This window comes from Rickettsia asembonensis, from assembly GCF_000828125.2.
In the GTDB taxonomy this organism is placed as follows: domain Bacteria; phylum Pseudomonadota; class Alphaproteobacteria; order Rickettsiales; family Rickettsiaceae; genus Rickettsia; species Rickettsia asembonensis.
In genome coordinates this window covers 23217-40129 of record NZ_JWSW01000006.1, presented here as the reverse complement: position 1 = coordinate 40129, position 16913 = coordinate 23217, and the positions used below count along the sequence as shown (strand labels likewise).

The window sequence follows — 16913 nt, the reverse complement described above, 5'->3', positions numbered from 1 at the left end:
TCAACACTCCCATAAAGAAGAGTCAAACATGCCGTCCGGTAATTCTTCAATTACTTCAACATTTTTATCATTTACTAAAGACGGAGTATTAACAATTTGTTGTGTAATTTTTGCTATATTAGCTATTTTAAAAATCCAAGAATATTGTAAAAATAGTAAAAAAACTTTAGACCAAGATAATGATAACACTTATATGCCAATGGAGCTATTAAGTAAAAAAGAAAATAAGTTTATAGAGCATCAAGATAATATATACCAATATAATCCTGATAAAGATATTTATGAAAAATATAGTACTACCATTTTAGGTTCTACATCTGAAGTTTAAATTAATTATAGTATATTAAAAAATAATAACCTATAGTGAATGTCATTTAAAAACTAAACCTAATTTATGTTTAAAATACCTATAGATAATATTATCGTATTCATATATCTAATATCTATTCTACTCACTGGTATATATTACCGAGCTAAACATAGTAGTTTTAAGAACTATGCAAATGTCGAAAGTAAAGCAAAAAATAGTAAACTGTTATTAATAGCTACAATATTTGCAAGCTCTGTCGGAGGTGCTACCACTTTCGGTATTATGGAAAAGGTTTTTTTAGAACATGAATATTATGCCTATGCTTTGATGCTTACAATACCTATAGATATATTAATTGCGATCTATATAGTGCCTTTAATTGCCAAACATTACGGAGCTGAAAGCATTGGCGATATCCTGAGTACATATTACGGTAACATCGGTCGTTTTACCGGCGGTGTTAGCTCAGTCATTGTTTCAGTAGGGTTTTTGGCTGCTCAAATAAGCGTAAGCGGCTATATTTTTCAATATATCTTAGAAATAAATTATGTAAATGGAGTAATTTTAAGTTATAGTATAGTACTTATATATACTACAATCGGTGGCTTACAATCTATTGTTTTTACTAATTTACTACAATTTTTGGCGATGATAATCGCTATACCGACCATAACTTTTATCAGTTTAAATAAAATCGGTTTTGTAGATTTTATTAATAACCTACCTACGGAAAATGCAAATTTTGATCAGAGCAACCTACTTTCTTATACGATTGCAGCAGCTTTAAGCTTTAGCGTCATGAATCTATATCCTACATTTATTCAAAGAGCTTTAATTAATAAAAATCCGGCTCAAACAACTAAAGCAATATATGCAAAATCCGCTATATATTTTTTCTTCTTGATTTGCATTACTTTAAACGGTTTAATTGCTTATAAGCTTTATCCAAACCAACCGTCAAATTTAGTATTACCTTATTTAATCAACAAAATTATTCCACCTTTAATTCAAGGGGTAGTAATGAGCGGACTCTTAGCTGCCGTTATGTCTACTGCCGATTCTGATTTAAACGTTACTTCTATAGCTCTCGTTAAGGACATAATTAACCCTATACTTAAAGTAAAAAATCAGCAAAAATTATTATTAATTGCCCGAATTATTAACATTATAATAGGAAGTTTTGCGATAATTGTAGCTTTAAAATTTAGTAACGTAATTGACTTAGTAGTGTTCTTTACCGGCTTTTGGGGACCGGTAATATTAGTACCGTTAATAACAACGCTTTTCGGTATCAGAACATCTAAAACCGTAATGGTCTTATCATCGCTTGGCGGAGCAGCTACTTTTTTAACGTGGGAATATTATTCTTTATCGTTACAATATTTCAACCTTAGAGGGGTGTTTATAGGAACGATGATGAGTCTTGTGGTATTTATTTTAGGACGGTATTATTATGGTTTGATGTCATTCCTGCGAAAGCAGGAATTCAGTAACCTCTAATGTCATCCCACGGCTTGATCGCGGGATCCAGTTAAAAATACTAAATTATTAGTATTTTTAGTTTTTTATGGATACCGTGGTCAAGCCACGGTATGACACCGAACGCGTTTTTTGGTTCACGCGGGAATGACATCGAGTAGGTTTTTCGATCCATGTGACAACGCCGCTTCTAGCTAGAAATGATATTAATACTATACCTCGTTCCTTTGAGTTCTCCGGTTTTAATAAATGCTTGCATTTCTACTAATTCTTGGAGATCTCTTGTAGCGGTAGCTTTAGAAGTTTTAGTAATAGTTACGTAGTTTTTAGCACTTAAACTGCCTTTAAAACCTTCTACTCCTTCCTCAAAAATTCTTTTAACTACTTTTTCTTGTCGTGCGTTTAATATATTTTTGAATTTATCGTAAAATTTTGTTTTATTTATTAAAAACTCTATATTACGTAAAGTATAATCTTGAGCTTTAATTATCGTTTCAACAAAATATAATATCCAATCAGTAATTTCTAAACTTTTATTATTATTTTCTAAAGCATTATAATATAATTTCTTTTCCTCATTTATTACATGCGATAAGGCTATTAATATAGGTTGTCCTATATTTTGACACAGCATTTTTATAGTAATAACTCTACCTATTCTTCCGTTACCGTCTTCAAATGGATGTATAGACTCAAAATAAAGATGGGCTATAGCAGCTTTCGTCAGAGGAAGAATATCTTTAGTATCATTATACCATTTTATGAACTTATCCATTTCTTGCTGTATAATATTAGACGGAGGAGCTTCAAAATGAATTGTAGGTTCATGATATTTACCTGATACTACCTGCATAGGCTCTAAGTGAGCGCGATATTTTCCTATAGCACCCAAATCTCTTCTACCGTTAGTTAACATTTCATGCCATTGACACAAACAATCATGACTTAAGGGTTGCTCATACGAATAATACATATCGGCAAGCAATTCAGAAATTCCGTTTTCTGCAGGGGAAGCTTTTCTATTATCCGTTGCTATATTAAAATAACGCTTTATAGAAGATTGTACGCTAGCTCTGTTTAAATATTCACCCTCAATTTCAGAACTATTTAAAGCTTCATCACTTGCAAGCATAACAATCAAATTATTTTGATCTGCTTCTGAAAGATATTTAGCTGCCCCTAAAAGAATACCGTTATTTTTAACAAAATTTTTCTCTAAATCTAATATATGTTTCTGATCATATTTAAAGTTAGGCCAATCTTTATGCTGCCAATTCCATATCATGAGCTATAAATATTTATTTTATAACTCATATTATAGCATAATTATGAGTTATAAAATTAGTTTTTTTGTGCAAAGTATTAAAAATCATCTCGGCAAGTGACTTATTAATACCGTTTACTTTAGTAAGCTCATCTATTGTTGCATCACATACTGCTTTATAAGAACCGAAATAGTGCAGCAATGCTTTTTTACGAGTTTCACCTATACCTTCTATATCATCAAGGCTTGATAATTTTATGGCACGCGATCTACCGAGTCTATGATTCTTTATGGCGAAATTATGCGCCTCATCCCGCAAAATTTGTAAATATTTCATAATCGGCAAATTTTTATCCAGAGTAAATACTTCTTTACCTGTCATATGGAACTGCTCAAGACCGGCATTTCTATCTACTCCTTTTGACATACAAACAAAAGGAATATTCATCTCAAATTTATCCATTACCTCTTTAACTAGCCTTAAATGCCCTTTGCCACCGTCTATAATCATCAAGCTTGGCAATTTATGCGGCTCATTCTTAAGTCTAGTTAATCTTCGTGTTAAAACTAGCCAGAGCATTTCATAATCGTCACCTTTAGCATCATTAATGTCATTCCCGCGAAAGCGGGAATCTATTAACCTTTCTGGATCCCCGCTTTCGCGGGGATGACATAAGAGAGAGTGAGAATTGATATTAAAAACCCGATATTCCTTTTTATCAAAGCCGGCTTTACCGGCAACTACCATAACGCCGACTGCAAACTTACCTTGAATATGGCTATTATCATAAATCTCAATTCTTTCAGGAATTTCAGGAAGACCAAATAGCTCTTTGATTTCAAGCATAATCTCTTGATTTTTTGTAAATTTCTTCAAATATTGCTCTAGAGAGAATAAAGCATTTATTGCGGCATTCTGAACTAGCTTGGCTTTACCTCCACTAATAGGTATTATAATATTGAGTTTAGTAATATTATTGATTTTTTTAATCGCCTCTATCACATTCTCTTTATCATTAATTTCATGATTAATTATAATTTCCGCAGGTACTTGTTGTTTTTGATAAAATTGTAATAAAAAATATTCCAATACTTCTTCTTTAGTACTATTTTCGGTAGAAGTAGGAAAATAAGGAATATTACCGCATGCTTGCCCTGCCCTATATAAAAACACTTCTACGCAATAATGTCCGCTCTTTTCTACAATAGCGATTATATCTGCGTCTTTAACAATATCTGAAACACCTGCCTTAAGCTGCACATAACTAAGTGCCTTAATACGGTCTCTAATTTCTGCCGCCTCTTCAAAACGCATCTGACTACTTAGCTCTTCCATCTTTTTAGATAAGTTCTCTTGAAGTTCTTTAGTACGACCTTGTAAAAAATCTTTAACCTGAGCTACTAAGTCCCTATAGTCCTCTTTATTTATTTTACCGACGCAAGGAGCATAACAACGTTTAATCTCATATTGCAGACAAGGACGAGTACGTGAATTAAAGTAATTATCCGTGCAGGAACGTAATTTAAAGATTTTTTGCAATTCCATTAAAGTAGTATTAACTTCTGTGGCGGAAGCAAAAGGACCAAAAAACTTCCCATCACTTAGAGTTTTACCTCTATATTTTAGCAATTGCGGGAAATCATGATCTAAACGTAACTTGATGAAAGGAAAAGACTTGTCGTCCTTAAGAAGAATATTAAATTTCGGCTGAAATTTTTTGATTAGCTGGGCTTCTAAAAGTAGTGCCTCAACTTCGGAATTAGTAATGCTGTACTCTAAAAAACAAGTATTTGCAATCATCCGAAGCGTCTTATTATCTAAATCGCTTTTAATGTAATTAGTAAGGCGTTTCTTTAAATTTTTAGCTTTACCGACATAGATCACCTGCTTGTTAACGTCAAACATCTGATAAATCCCGCAGCGTTCAGGAGCATCTGTAAGTTTAGATTTAATTAACTCACTTCCGGTAATTTCTAGGGTCATATGTTTTTTAGGATGATGTCTTTTATGTCATTCCTAGCTAAGCAGGAATCCAATAAACCTATAAAAAACTTGTTTTTTATAGGTTTATTTTATCACGTATACACTTTGGATTCTTGCTTTCGCGGGAAGGCCTTGTTGCGTGGATCGGTAAAACCTACTGTGTCACCCCGTGGCTTGACCAGTGTTGTTGCATGGATCAATTTCACCTCTGTCATCCCGTGGTCAAACCACGGGATGACAGAGGTGAAATTGATCCACGCAACAATGCCTCGCGGGAATGACATAAAACGCATTTTCTGAGTCACGCAATAATACCTTTAGTAGCTTAGCTTATGATGTTTTTCTTAATTCCCTGTTTTATTATACGGATTGTCATTTGCTACTTTAACATTTACTATTTTTCGTGTATTGTCATCAAAGTAAAAAGTTATTTTAAACTCATCTCCTGCGTTTAAATCTACTTTAGGGTCATAAAGCATAACATGCATGCCACCGGGCTTAAAATCAATATTAATATTACCGGCAATTAAAAATGGATAATCGACTTTTACCATTTTACTAACTCCTTGATCATTAATTGTTTGATGAATTTCTATTCCGCTTATCTTATCTGAAGATATATTCACTAAATTATGACTCTTATTTCTAGTATTTATTAATGTAAAATACATAGCAGAATTGCCAACTTTACCTTGCACATTTGTTGTAGGTCTTGCCCAAGGCTGTGCAAAGTTAACGGCTGCCTCTGCAGGCAATAGATCATTGGGCTGATCAGAAGAAGAATTTGTAGAATTAGGATTTTGAGCTGTTTGGTCATCAGCATAGCTTACTGCACAAATTAAAGTTATAAAACCGACTAATAAAGTTTTTAACATAATAATACCTTTGCTAAATTAAAATTGAATATACATCTAATAAATGAAGAGTTGGTAGACGAAGTTTAATTTGGAAAAGAGCAAGGCATCTTGAAGCTGATAACCGCAGCGTACATACTAGTACATGAGGATTATCAGCAAAAGATAACGTAGCCAATTTTTCAAATTAAACGAGTATACTAGCATAAGTTATTTTTTTTGCAAAATATTCTTACGTACCTCTTCAGGAAATTTCTCTATTGCATAACGTAACATCATTCTTGGCATTTGTGATATATAACGATCTAAAAAATTTATTAACTGTTTTTCATCCTTTTTGCCTGCTTCACGCAGCATCCAACCTACTGCTTTATGCATTAAATCATGTTTATCGTTTAAGAGTAATTTTGCTATTTCAAAAGTCGTATCTAATTCATTATTTTTGATAAAATACCAAGTAGCGACTATAGCTATTCATCTCTCCCAAAGAATTTCCGATTTTGTTAATGTAAAAAGATAGTCCTTTTCTTTATCCCATAAATAAGCTCCGATTATATGATGAGCCGAAGCATCCACTAAATTCCAATTATTTACGTATTTTATATTGTTTAAATAAAAATTATAAAAAAGCTCTTTATCTTGTGCTTTCTGATATTGCATAATTAAAATAGCTAACGCTAAAAATCTTTCTTCATTAAATTCTGAAGTAATAAGGCTGCTTAAATCCCCCACATCTAAATTATAATAACTTTTAGCTATTTTACGTAAAATCGGCATGGTACCCCCAATAAACCGGTCATGCTCTCCATACTTCCCTTCCTTAGTTTTAAAAAACAGCGTTCTACGTTCCACAGGAATAGTAGCATTCTCAAGTAAAATATTTCTAATTTGTTGTAAATTTTCTTTCATGTTCAATAAGCCATTTTTTACGATGTAATCCTCCGCCATATCCTCCAAGTTCGCCATTGCTATTAATAATACGATGGCAAGGAACAATTATTGCTAACTGATTCATGCCGTTAGCATTTGCAACAGCTCTATAAGAAGTAGGTTTGCCCAAAGCTTTAGCCTGATTTAAATAACTTCGTGTTTCACCGTAAGGTATATTAACTAATTCTTGCCAAACCATTTTTTGAAATGGGCTTCCTAAAAGATATATAGGTGTATTAAACTTTTGTAAAGTACCGTTAAAGTACAATTTAAGCTCCTCTTCAATCATTAAAATCGGTTTAGTACTTCCAGGAATAATAGCAGATTTCGTCTTAATTCTTAGCCTTTCAATTTCCAGCTCTAAACCTCTTCTATCAACAAATTCTAATAAGTAAAGTAGCTTTTCATCGCTAATTGCAATCATAGCCCCAAGTGTAGTATCTAACCAAGCAGCTTTTAAAATATTTAAATGCTTATTAAGTTTTGTCGGCGGTCCGCCCATTATTTTAGAGAAAGCATCTCGAAAACCGCTACTTGACTCATAACCCATATCAATTTGTGTATTAATTACTGATTCACCCATGCGAATTTGCTTCATCGCAATACCCATACGCCTTGCTCTTGCATATTCTACAAACGTCATACCAAAACGTTTTTTAAATTGGCGACGTGCTGTAGAAGCATCTACTGATAGCTTATCAAAATCACTATCTTTCCACCTCTTAGCAGGCTCAAGCTCAACAGCGTCAACAAGAGTGCGAACTAAATCTGAAGCTTCGTAAGGATGAGAAAGAGGCTTGCAACGCTGACAAGGTCTATATGAAGCATGCAAAGCTTCCTTAGCAGTTTTATAAAATTCACAATTTTCAAATTTAGGCTTTCGTGCAGGGCAAGTCGGTCTACAAAATACTCCTGTGGTTTTAACCGCTACAAAAAAGATATTTTCATATCTGTCATCTTTATTAATTAATGCCTGATAATATTCTTGCCTTTGAATCTCATTAATTTGAAGCTCATTAAACATATTAATTTATCCTATAATATAAATTTATAATTATATTATACGAACTTCTTAAAACCACTGTAACCGAAATTCAGGCATTGATTTTTTATTTAATAATTCTGCTTCTCATGTTCAATAAGCCATTTTTTACGATCTAGCCCTGAGCCGTAGCCTCCAAGCTCGCCGTTATTATTGATGATGCGGTGACAGGGAATAATTATAGCAAATTTATTTGCTCCGTTAGCATTTGCAACGGCTCTGTAAGATCTTTCTCTACCTATTAATTTAGCTTGAGTAAAGTAACTTCTTGTTTCACCGTAAGGTACATTCATTAGCTCTTGCCATACTAATTTTTGAAATTCGCTCCCTAAAAGGGGAGTGTTGAGATATGAGTAGTAAGAGGTTATAATGTAATAAAAAAATAAGAAAGTAAAGAAATGTCAGAGCATCAAATAACAATGGTCAGTTTAGATGAATTAGTTAGCACAGATCATCAATATCGTAGATTTAAGTTTATTTAATTTTAAAGCAGTTGAAAGAGAGTTATTAGTGCTAGAAACTGAAGCTAATTATAAAGGCTATGGAACATTACGGTTATTTAAATGTTTGCTTTTACAGCGTTTTGCCTGTGGAGCTTTAATTTCATGTAATACTTCTTTAGTAAACAATAGTAATTTAACTAACATAAATCCTCCCACAGCAATTTATATATAAATTAAACTGTAATATGCTTTACTCAGAAAAACAAATCTTATGTTAAATAGGACTATACTTTAAAAAATGATGATTTATCTCAACTATATACAATTTAACAATTAATAGTTGCTATAATTTCTTATCAAATTCAAAAGGTCCAGGTATATTTATAAGATAAAAATTGATCATGAATTTGCACTAACCATATGCTCATCATATCCACATGTTATTTTTAAATTTGTAATATTTTTTAGACATTGACAAATCACTGCAACTCTACTACAGTTAAGTTGTAATTTTTGGTAATAGAGAAAAAAACTTAAATACAGAGGGTTGTAAGCTATAAATTAGTATATGAGAGAAAAGTAAAAAAGCATGGTAATAGTGGCTCTTAGGTTGATATCGTAAAGGTCGGTGGTTCAAGTCCACTATTTCACTATCAGATGAGTGTTTGGGACTAAATTCATAACCTAAATATGAGAAATTCTTAAGTAGCTCAGGTGAGTCGATTAGGTTGTTAGCAATAACCTTGACCATCGCCCTCCGAGCCTTTTTAGCATTTATTCCAATTGTTGATAATTTATCATTCCTATTTTCTTTAAAATGAATGTTAACTAATTGATATTTAAGCTTATTTGGATTTACTACAGATGAATATTCTTGTGATGCTAGATTGAGTAAATATTTATTTTCATGCTTAGCAAGGACTTTATTAATATAATCCGTGATCTCATCTTGCCAAAAACTCATTAAGTTTATTTCATTTAATTTTGTTGCCATTTCTAATCTATACGGCTTAATAGCATCTAACGGTTTTAAGGCTCCGTAAAGACCTGATATAATAAGCAAATATGATTGCAGGAAATTTAGTTCATGATTAGTTAGTTTTTCTACATGTATATTATTAAAAACATCTCCTGCATAAGCAAAAATAGCTGCTTTACTCTCTTGATTATTAAAATTCTTAAATTTTTCTTTATTTATATGTGCAAGCTTTGCACTTATATTCATTATTTCCGATAATTGATTCTCAGAATAGCTTTGGAGTTTAGAAAGTAACTGATTGGTTAAATTAGGGAATATAAGAGAAGTTAGCCCTGTTTTGGGAGTTAACTTCTCAAAATTAAGAGTTTTAGCGGAAGAAATAATAACAAGCATTTTTATCTAACCGTAGTACTCGGAAGAGATGAGGTGGTATTAGCAATATTTCTGTTAGTATTATCAATTGTTTTCATAATTGTATAACTTGGATCACCGTCAAGTTCTACTACTTCTTTTGATTTCGTTGTTTTTTGACCCGTACAACCAATTAAAGCTATAGAAGCAAATAAAATTATTAAATATCTTATCATAATTTTTTCTAGTTTTTAAATAATATTCTAAAGTATCTTCATATTCCCATCTAGGGTGATCATCAGATTCTTTTTCTAAATATGTCATTATTAATGATATTTTTTCCTTTAAAGATTCATTACATACTTCTTCAAAAATAGGATAATATTCTTTCTTATTAGATACTAAAGGCATGAATGCTGATTTACTATCATTTAAGTAATTATATAATGCTTCAAAAAAAGAATCATATTTCCTATTACCTATAATATCGTGATACATAAGAGGGTCTATATTAAGTCCTTGAATAACCAGCTTTCCGTCTATCGATAATATTTTTTTGAAGAGTTCTAAATCTTCAATATGAAGAGCCATGGAAAATATTATTATGTAGTACTATGCTTTTTATTATTGTCCACTTCTCTATAACACTATATTTAGACCATTCCATAACTTATCTACTCCTTAAATAAATTTTTAGGCATTCTATAATAAACAATATTATAGAATTTATTGCTTTCAGGGAATTTGCGTTTGCGGATGGAGAAGTTACCAAAATTTCTAATTTCGATACGCTCTTGTTCTTTGAGAGACCGACTTAAATAATCTAAGATTAAATCTACTGAATCTTTAACATCTTCTTTGGAAAGATAATTCAGCATATCATGTACTTTATCTATTAAATAATTCTTAGTAACCATTATTAAAAAATCGCTTTGATTCCGTTAAAACTATTTTAAAAAAAACTAGGTGCTATACTATCAAAATCTTCAAGTATTATGTCGATTAATTTTGGTTTTGGTTTTAATTGATAATCTTTAACTAGTAGATTAGCATTAATTTTCTTAACTTCCTGTAACCATTTTAATGTAGTATCTTCCGAGCCTATAGCATCCACAAGCTTTAACTTTAAAGCCTGACGACCTGAATATACTCGTCCGTCTGCAAGCTTTTTTACTTCTTCTATAGGAAGATTACGCCTCTCTGAAATGAGTTCAAGGAAAAAATTATAAGTATCTTCTATATTTTCCATAATGGCTACCCGCACTGCTTCCGTCAGTTTTTCGGTAGGATTTGGGACAGCTTTTAATTCACCCGATTTAAAATTATTAAACTTAATTCCCAGTTTTTGAGCAAGCTCCGTTACCTCGGCTGTTTGTAGTATTACACCGATTGAACCCGTAATAGTTCCGTTATGGCTAATAATATAATCGCCTCCGAGAGAGATTAAATAACCGCCGCTTGCAGCCATTGTTCCCATAACGATTACTACCGGCTTTTTCTCGGATATTTTGCGTAAGATGTTATAAATTTTTTCAGAGCCGACTACCGTACCGCCGGGAGAATTTACGTTAACTATTAACGCTTTAATATGAGAATCATCGATTATTTTTTTGAGCTTTTTGTCACGCTTTTCGTCTTCAAGAATTATTTCATCTATTAATACGGAAGCTATATAGTCTTCATTACTATTAATAGGTAAAACCTCTTTTGGAGCAAAATCTTTACCGAATAGTAAGAATACGATAGCAATTAAAATAATAGCTGCTAGTTTCCAAATTAACAAACGAGATTTTATTTGTCTTCTTTCAATTAAATAATCAGGTGTTATACTCATGATTTTTTATGTTTTTAATTAGTATAATCAACGTCATTGTGAGGAAGATACACCCTATCACTGCGAGCAGGCATTGCCCGCGTGGATCAATTTTACCTCTGTCATCCCGTGGCTTGACCGGGCTTGTTGCATGGCTCTTATGTCATTCCCGCGAAAGCGGGAATCCAGAAAAAAAGGTATAAATACAACAAATTTTAAAAATTAAAAGCTCGATTTATCTCGCTTTACGCTGGATTCCCGCTTTCGCGGGAATGACATCGAGTAGGTTTTTCGGGCCATGCAACAACGCCGGCTTGACCACGGGGTGACACAGTGACTTTACCGGTCCGCTCACAATGACGATACGACTATAAACCGTTTTTAGGGCGTTCAGGACTCTTCATCATCTCAAAAAACTCACCGTTAGTTTTAGTATTTTCAAGTTTTTTGAGTAAAAATTCTATTGCCTCACTGCTACCCATCGGATCGATAATACGACGAAGAACCCACATTTTATTTAATATTATTTTATCTACTAATAAATCTTCTTTTCTAGTTCCTGATCTAGTTATATCAATAGCCGGATAAATACGCTTATCGGCAATCTTACGATCTAGAACTATCTCAGAATTACCTGTACCTTTAAATTCTTCAAAAATTACTTCATCCATACGAGAACCAGTTTCAATTAAAGCCGTACCGATTATAGTAAGCGAACCGCCATTTTCGATATTTCTTGCTGCTCCGAAAAATCTTTTCGGTCTTTGTAGTGCATTAGCATCAACGCCGCCCGTTAATACTTTCCCTGATGACGGCACTACGGTATTATAAGCACGAGCTAAACGTGTTATCGCATCTACTAAAATTACCACGTCTTTTTTATGTTCTACTAAACGTTTTGCTTTTTCAATAACCATTTCTGCAAGCTGCACGTGCCTACTTGCTGGTTCATCGAAAGTAGAGCTAACAACCTCTCCACGCACGGAACGTTGCATATCGGTTACTTCTTCAGGTCTTTCGTCTATTAACAGTACTATTAAAAATACTTCCGGATTATTAGTTGTAATTGCATGTGCTATATTTTGTAATAATACGGTTTTACCTGTACGAGGCGGTGCTACTATTAATGCACGTTGTCCTTTACCCATAGGGGCAACAAGTTCAATAACCCGTGTACTAAAATCCTTACCATCTTTACTATTATTTTCAAGTTCTAATCCTAATTTTTCATCAGGATATAAGGGAGTTAAATTATCAAAATGAACACGATGATAAGCTTTAGAAGGGTCTTCAAAATTTACTCTATTGACTTTCAGTAAAGCAAAATAACGTTCTCCGGCTTTTGGAGCTCTGATCTGACCTTCTACCGTATCACCGGTACGCAGACCAAAACGACGAATTTGACTAGGAGAAATATAAATATCATCAGGACCTGCTAAATAGTTTACTTCTGGCGAACGTAAAAAACCAAATCCGTCAGGTAGTACTTCAAGTACTCCTTCTCCCACTATTAAGCCTCCCTGCTCTACAGATTTTTTCAAAATTGCAAAAACTAATTCTTGTTTAAGTAATGAATTAATATTTTCGATTTTTAATTCTTCTGCTTGAGCTTGTAGTTCCTCCGGTAATTTACGTTTTAATTGTTTTAAATTAATAATATTACCGTTTTCTGGAAAATTATTATGATTGTTATTGGATTCAGTATTGTTAAGTTCTTCTGTAGATTCTTTATTAGTTGTGTTCATTATTTTATTATTAATAGATTATAATTGAAAAGTTGAGTTAGCAATTAAGTTTAAAGGTAAGTAATATACTTATTTAAAATTAGGAATCAAATTAGATTTTTAGAAAATTTTATTTATTCTTGCGGTTTGAAGAATTATTTATCTTGTTAGCTTATAAGAGCTGTTTTATGTATGTAAAAGCATACTAACAACGTAATAGCACATTGTCAACTCAAATCGTCATTACGAGCAGGTATTGCCCGCGTGGATCAGTTTTCCCGTCATTGCGAGGAAATTGCATAACAATTGATAAAGCAAGGAAGAAAAAATTCTGATTTACAGAATTTTTTTATTATTTTTTCTAGATTGCCGCGTCGCCTACGGCTCCTCGCAAGGCATTGTTGCGTAGACCGGTAAAACCCACTGTGTTACCCCGTGGCTTGACCACGGGGTCCATAAAAATAATAAAAAATACTAATATTTTAGTATTTTTAACTGGATTTTGTGGTCAAGCCACGGGATGACAGAGGTGAATTTGGTCCACGCAAGCAAGCCTTCCTCGCAATGACGGTTCAGGTATCCATGCGAGCAACGTTATCTACTCTCTAAGAACTATATCTTTTATAATTAATTGAATAGTATAATTATCTTGCCAATTATTGGTTTTTAACGTTCCTATTGCGGCAATATTTTTTGCTTTAGGGCTTAATAAAACATCTTCAAATGAAGTTCCTACCGAATTAAAAGCAATAGCAGATAAGGCTTTATTACCAAAGCCTCGCTTATTTGGAACAAGCATACATTTAATATGCTTACTTCCAACGATATCTGCTTTTAATACAAATAAATCATCGAATTTAAATATAGGCTCATGATTTCCTTGACCGAAAGGCTCTAAAGTGTTTAATTCCTCCATTAAAGGAAAATTTACACTATTAACCGTTAAATCAATATCATATTCCGCATGCTTATAATTTTCTAGTTTATTTATACTAATTCTAAAAGCATTATTAAAAAAATTCTGCAATTCTTGTAATTTTTCAGCAGTTACGGTAAAACCTGCCGCCATAGCATGACCTCCGCCTGCTATTAGTAAATCTTTGCTTTTAGCATTGATAATCTCAGCACCGAAATCAATACCTAAAATAGAACGGCATGAAGCTTTACCAATCCCGTCATTTAAAGCTATAACCGCTACCGGCTTATCAAATTTTTCTTTTAATCTGCCGGCAACGATTCCTATAACGCCTGGATGCCATCCTTCTTTTACGATAAATAATAAACTACTATCTTGTTGAGTTAAAGCAATTTCTGTTGCCTCTTCTATCATTAATAACTCAATTACTTTACGCTCATTATTATGTTTTTCAAGTTCTTCAGCTAATTTACTTGCTTCATTAGAACAACTAGTAGATAGGAGATTAGCCCCTAAACTTGACTTTCCTACTCTACCGCCTGCATTGATACGTGGACCTAGAATAAACCCTAAATGATAGCATTTCGGTATTTCATTAAGCCCTGCCATATCATATAATGTTTTAATCCCTATATTTTGCCTTTGTTGCATTACTTTCAATCCGCTTGCGACAAATGCACGATTTAAGCCTGTTAATTTCATCATATCACAAACAGTACCAAGAGCCACTAAATCTAGATATCTCATTAGATTAGGCTGAAGCATTGTTTGCGTGAAATAATTTTGCTTCTTTAAATTCGATAATATTGCAGTTGCAAATAAGAAAGCAACTCCTACGGCTGCCAAATGTTTACATTCGCTTTTTTCATCAATACGATTTGGATTTACTATAGCTACTGCATCAGGTAATATTTCCGTAGCTATATGATGATCGATTACTATAACATCAAGGTTAACGTCTTTTGCGTATTTTAGGGCTTCATGTGCCATAGCACCGCAATCAACCGTAATTAATAATTCTGTGCCGGTATCTTTAATTTTTTGCATAGCAAAAGGAGTTGGGCCGTATCCTTCAGCTATACGATCGGGAACATAAATATCACATATTATATTTAAATCTCTAAAAATATTTTTAAGTAAAGCGGCTGAAGTAGCACCGTCCACATCATAATCGGCAAAGATACATATTTTTTGGTTATTTAAAATAGCTTTAACTGTTCTATCTACAGCCTTTTCCATATCGAGTAGATGAAAAGGATTAGGTAATAAATTTTTGATTTTCGGTATCAAAAAATTTTCTACTTCCTCTATATTATTTACTCTTAATGATACTATCCTAGCCAGTAAATCACTAATTTTGAAACTACGACATAACTCGGTGACTATATCTTCGTTAATCAGTTTCTGCTGCCAGATTTTACCGTTTATAGATACTTGTGTTTTCATTTTAATGACTCCTATGTCATTCCCGCAGAAGCGAGAATCCAGCATAAAGCGAGATAAATCGAGCTTTTAATTTCAAAAATTTGCTGTATTTTACTTTTTTTCTGGATTCCCGCTTTCGCGGGAATGACATAAAGAGCATTTACCGATCCATGCAACAAAATGCTAAGCTAGGAATAACACAAAAAAGCCATACAACAAAACTATAATCTATATCTCTGAAAGTTTCTTAGCCTCGTCATCTGCAATTAGAGCTTCAACAAACTCATCTAATTGTCCGTTTTTAACTACTTCGTCTATCTTATAAAGTGTTAAGTTTATTCTATGGTCGGATACTCTTCCCTGTGGAAAATTATAAGTACGTATCCGTTCCGAACGATCTCCCGAACCTACCTGCCATCGTCTACTGTCGGCTCTTTCTTGTTCTTTTTTGCGGCGTTCTTCCTCATAAATTCTAGCACGTAGAATTTTTAATGCCTTTGCTTTATTTTTATGCTGTGACTTCTCATCTTGCAAGGCTACGGTAATACCGGTAGGGATATGAGTGATACGTACGGCAGAATCGGTAGTATTAACATGCTGCCCACCAGCCCCCGAAGCTCTATAAGTATCGATTCTTAAGTCTTTATCTTCAATTTTAATATCAACCTCTTCAGCTTCAGGAAGTACTGCAACCGTTGCTGCCGAAGTGTGAATACGTCCTTGTGATTCCGTTTCCGGTACTCTCTGCACTCTATGAACGCCTGACTCAAATTTGAGCTTAGAGAATACATCTTTGCCTTTTATCGACGCCGATGCTTCTTTATAACCGCCTATTCCCGTATCGGAAATTGCTAATATCTCGAAACGCCATCCTTTTAACTCGGCGTATCGTTGGTACATATTGAAAAGTACGGCAGCAAAAAGTGCGGCTTCTTCTCCGCCGCTTCCTGCTCTAACTTCAATAATAGCACTTTTACTATCCGCATCATCCTTCGGTAATAAAGCAATTTTTACGGCTCTTTCAAGTTTTGGTAACGAATTTTCAAGAGTGTGTATTTCGTCTTCAATCATTTCTAAAGTGGCATTATCAAGTCCCACTTCTAGCTTAAAATTATTTGCTTCTTCAAGCTCAGATTTAGCTTTATTATATTCTTTAATTTTTGCTACAACATCTTCAAGCTCGGCATATTCTTTAGATGCCTTAACAAACTCCTCTCCCATAATGCCGGAAGATAGTTTTTTGCCTAAATTTTCATATTTATCTAAAATTTTTGCTAAATTATCTGAAAAACTCATGTTATTTTTGATTTATTTTTATTATTGTCATACCGCGACTTAATCGCGGTATCCAGATTAAAATACTATAATATTAGTATTTTAAATTGTTTTTATGGATCCC

Annotated in this window: 17 protein-coding genes and 4 pseudogenes; 6 read left to right on the top strand and 15 right to left on the bottom strand. The window is 33.1% G+C overall.

What is annotated here, in order from left to right; all coding sequences use genetic code 11:
- Nucleotides 1-328, top strand: a 328-nt coding sequence (locus SB78_RS01650; RefSeq protein WP_206743489.1) for a hypothetical protein, incomplete at its 5' end; no start/stop codon positions are given.
- Between the two features lie 66 nt (nt 329-394).
- Nucleotides 395-1810: a sodium:solute symporter family protein gene (locus SB78_RS01645; RefSeq protein WP_041078022.1), complete on the top strand. Its 1416-nt coding sequence runs from the start codon at nt 395-397 to the stop codon at nt 1808-1810.
- A 169-nt stretch (nt 1811-1979) separates the two neighbouring features.
- On the opposite strand, the gene SB78_RS01640 is transcribed toward SB78_RS01645, so the two are convergent.
- Nucleotides 1980-3074, bottom strand: coding sequence for a Fic family protein (locus SB78_RS01640; RefSeq protein WP_041078020.1), 1095 nt, complete (start codon nt 3072-3074; stop codon nt 1980-1982).
- A gap of 25 nt (nt 3075-3099) precedes the next feature.
- Nucleotides 3100-5037, bottom strand: a complete 1938-nt coding sequence (gene uvrC / locus SB78_RS01635) for an excinuclease ABC subunit UvrC (protein WP_052458460.1) — start codon at nt 5035-5037, stop codon at nt 3100-3102.
- 24 nt (nt 5038-5061) lie between these two features.
- Here uvrC and SB78_RS10565 point away from each other — a divergent pair, with 24 nt between their 5' ends.
- Nucleotides 5062-5337, top strand: coding sequence for a hypothetical protein (locus tag SB78_RS10565; protein WP_146624996.1), 276 nt, complete (start codon nt 5062-5064; stop codon nt 5335-5337).
- Nucleotides 5338-5381: 44 nt separating this feature from the next.
- Here SB78_RS10565 and SB78_RS01630 read toward each other — a convergent pair whose 3' ends face one another.
- The 5 genes and pseudogenes from SB78_RS01630 to SB78_RS01610 all read right to left on the bottom strand — a co-directional run.
- Entirely contained in the window at nt 5382-5912 is a 531-nt protein-coding gene (locus tag SB78_RS01630; protein ID WP_041078018.1) for a copper chaperone PCu(A)C, read from the bottom strand.
- A gap of 189 nt (nt 5913-6101) precedes the next feature.
- Nucleotides 6102-6800: pseudogene (locus SB78_RS10560) on the bottom strand (DNA alkylation repair protein).
- Nucleotides 6775-7323: a methylated-DNA--[protein]-cysteine S-methyltransferase gene (locus tag SB78_RS10555; protein WP_241773660.1), complete on the bottom strand. Its 549-nt coding sequence runs from the start codon at nt 7321-7323 to the stop codon at nt 6775-6777. Before SB78_RS10555 ends, SB78_RS10560 begins: the two are co-directional and overlap by 26 nt.
- Before the next feature lie 30 nt (nt 7324-7353).
- Nucleotides 7354-7845: pseudogene (locus tag SB78_RS10550) on the bottom strand (bifunctional transcriptional activator/DNA repair enzyme AdaA); the annotation flags it as partial.
- 89 nt (nt 7846-7934) lie between these two features.
- Nucleotides 7935-8210: pseudogene (locus tag SB78_RS01610) on the bottom strand (methylated-DNA--[protein]-cysteine S-methyltransferase); the annotation flags it as partial.
- Between the two features lie 163 nt (nt 8211-8373).
- Between SB78_RS01610 and SB78_RS09920 the strand changes: the two are divergent.
- Complete coding sequence (locus SB78_RS09920) at nt 8374-8538, top strand: hypothetical protein (RefSeq protein ID WP_199402695.1); 165 nt, start codon at nt 8374-8376, stop codon at nt 8536-8538.
- A 408-nt stretch (nt 8539-8946) separates the two neighbouring features.
- On the opposite strand, the pseudogene SB78_RS01605 reads toward SB78_RS09920, so the two are convergent.
- The 5 genes and pseudogenes from SB78_RS01605 to sppA all read right to left on the bottom strand — a co-directional run.
- Nucleotides 8947-9678, bottom strand: a pseudogene (locus SB78_RS01605) (YaaA family protein); the annotation flags it as partial.
- A gap of 2 nt (nt 9679-9680) precedes the next feature.
- Nucleotides 9681-9869 carry a hypothetical protein gene (locus tag SB78_RS07615; protein ID WP_241773659.1) on the bottom strand — a complete coding sequence of 63 codons (189 nt, stop codon included), beginning with the start codon at nt 9867-9869 and terminating at the stop codon, nt 9681-9683.
- A complete protein-coding gene (locus SB78_RS10545; RefSeq protein WP_241773657.1) occupies nt 9778-10227 on the bottom strand; it encodes a hypothetical protein in 450 nt (149 codons plus the stop codon). The genes SB78_RS07615 and SB78_RS10545 overlap by 92 nt, the downstream gene beginning before the upstream one ends.
- An 83-nt stretch (nt 10228-10310) precedes the next feature.
- A complete protein-coding gene (locus SB78_RS01595; RefSeq protein ID WP_041078012.1) occupies nt 10311-10553 on the bottom strand; it encodes an HU family DNA-binding protein in 243 nt (80 codons plus the stop codon).
- Nucleotides 10554-10588: 35 nt separating this feature from the next.
- Nucleotides 10589-11470 (bottom strand): signal peptide peptidase SppA, encoded by an 882-nt coding sequence (sppA, locus tag SB78_RS01590; RefSeq protein WP_041078010.1) that lies wholly within the window; start codon nt 11468-11470, stop codon nt 10589-10591.
- Between the two features lie 8 nt (nt 11471-11478).
- Between sppA and SB78_RS09570 the strand changes: the two genes are divergently transcribed.
- Nucleotides 11479-11652 carry a hypothetical protein gene (locus SB78_RS09570; RefSeq protein WP_206743488.1) on the top strand — a complete coding sequence of 58 codons (174 nt, stop codon included), beginning with the start codon at nt 11479-11481 and terminating at the stop codon, nt 11650-11652.
- A gap of 165 nt (nt 11653-11817) precedes the next feature.
- On the opposite strand, the gene rho is transcribed toward SB78_RS09570, so the two are convergent.
- Nucleotides 11818-13194 carry a transcription termination factor Rho gene (gene rho / locus SB78_RS01585; protein ID WP_041078008.1) on the bottom strand — a complete coding sequence of 459 codons (1377 nt, stop codon included), beginning with the start codon at nt 13192-13194 and terminating at the stop codon, nt 11818-11820.
- A 380-nt stretch (nt 13195-13574) separates the two neighbouring features.
- Here rho and SB78_RS11435 point away from each other — a divergent pair, with 380 nt between their 5' ends.
- The gene (locus SB78_RS11435) at nt 13575-13697 is read left to right on the top strand and encodes a hypothetical protein (RefSeq protein WP_277813938.1); all 123 of its coding nucleotides are present in this window, start codon (nt 13575-13577) and stop codon (nt 13695-13697) included.
- 74 nt (nt 13698-13771) lie between these two features.
- Here SB78_RS11435 and recJ read toward each other — a convergent pair whose 3' ends face one another.
- Nucleotides 13772-15535 carry a single-stranded-DNA-specific exonuclease RecJ gene (gene recJ, locus SB78_RS01580; protein WP_041078006.1) on the bottom strand — a complete coding sequence of 588 codons (1764 nt, stop codon included), beginning with the start codon at nt 15533-15535 and terminating at the stop codon, nt 13772-13774.
- Nucleotides 15536-15742: 207 nt separating this feature from the next.
- Entirely contained in the window at nt 15743-16810 is a 1068-nt protein-coding gene (gene prfA / locus SB78_RS01575; RefSeq protein WP_041078004.1) for a peptide chain release factor 1, read from the bottom strand.
- Nucleotides 16811-16913 lie beyond the last annotated feature (103 nt).

Excerpts from the sequence above, each read along its gene's own strand:
- SB78_RS01630 (WP_041078018.1), bottom strand. The coding sequence starts at position 5,912 with ATGTTAAAAACTTTATTAGTCGGTTTTATAACTTTAATTTGTGCAGTA.
- SB78_RS09570 (WP_206743488.1), top strand. The coding sequence starts at position 11,479 with ATGTTTTTAATTAGTATAATCAACGTCATTGTGAGGAAGATACACCCT.
- SB78_RS10545 (WP_241773657.1), bottom strand. The coding sequence starts at position 10,227 with ATGGCTCTTCATATTGAAGATTTAGAACTCTTCAAAAAAATATTATCG.
- SB78_RS01595 (WP_041078012.1), bottom strand. The coding sequence starts at position 10,553 with ATGGTTACTAAGAATTATTTAATAGATAAAGTACATGATATGCTGAAT.
- recJ (WP_041078006.1), bottom strand. The coding sequence starts at position 15,535 with ATGAAAACACAAGTATCTATAAACGGTAAAATCTGGCAGCAGAAACTG.
- SB78_RS10565 (WP_146624996.1), top strand. The coding sequence starts at position 5,062 with ATGTCATTCCTAGCTAAGCAGGAATCCAATAAACCTATAAAAAACTTG.
- SB78_RS10555 (WP_241773660.1), bottom strand. The coding sequence starts at position 7,323 with ATGGGCGGACCGCCGACAAAACTTAATAAGCATTTAAATATTTTAAAA.
- SB78_RS01640 (WP_041078020.1), bottom strand. The coding sequence starts at position 3,074 with ATGATATGGAATTGGCAGCATAAAGATTGGCCTAACTTTAAATATGAT.
- uvrC (WP_052458460.1), bottom strand. The coding sequence starts at position 5,037 with ATGACCCTAGAAATTACCGGAAGTGAGTTAATTAAATCTAAACTTACA.
- prfA (WP_041078004.1), bottom strand. The coding sequence starts at position 16,810 with ATGAGTTTTTCAGATAATTTAGCAAAAATTTTAGATAAATATGAAAAT.
- SB78_RS01645 (WP_041078022.1), top strand. The coding sequence starts at position 395 with ATGTTTAAAATACCTATAGATAATATTATCGTATTCATATATCTAATA.
- sppA (WP_041078010.1), bottom strand. The coding sequence starts at position 11,470 with ATGAGTATAACACCTGATTATTTAATTGAAAGAAGACAAATAAAATCT.
- rho (WP_041078008.1), bottom strand. The coding sequence starts at position 13,194 with ATGAACACAACTAATAAAGAATCTACAGAAGAACTTAACAATACTGAA.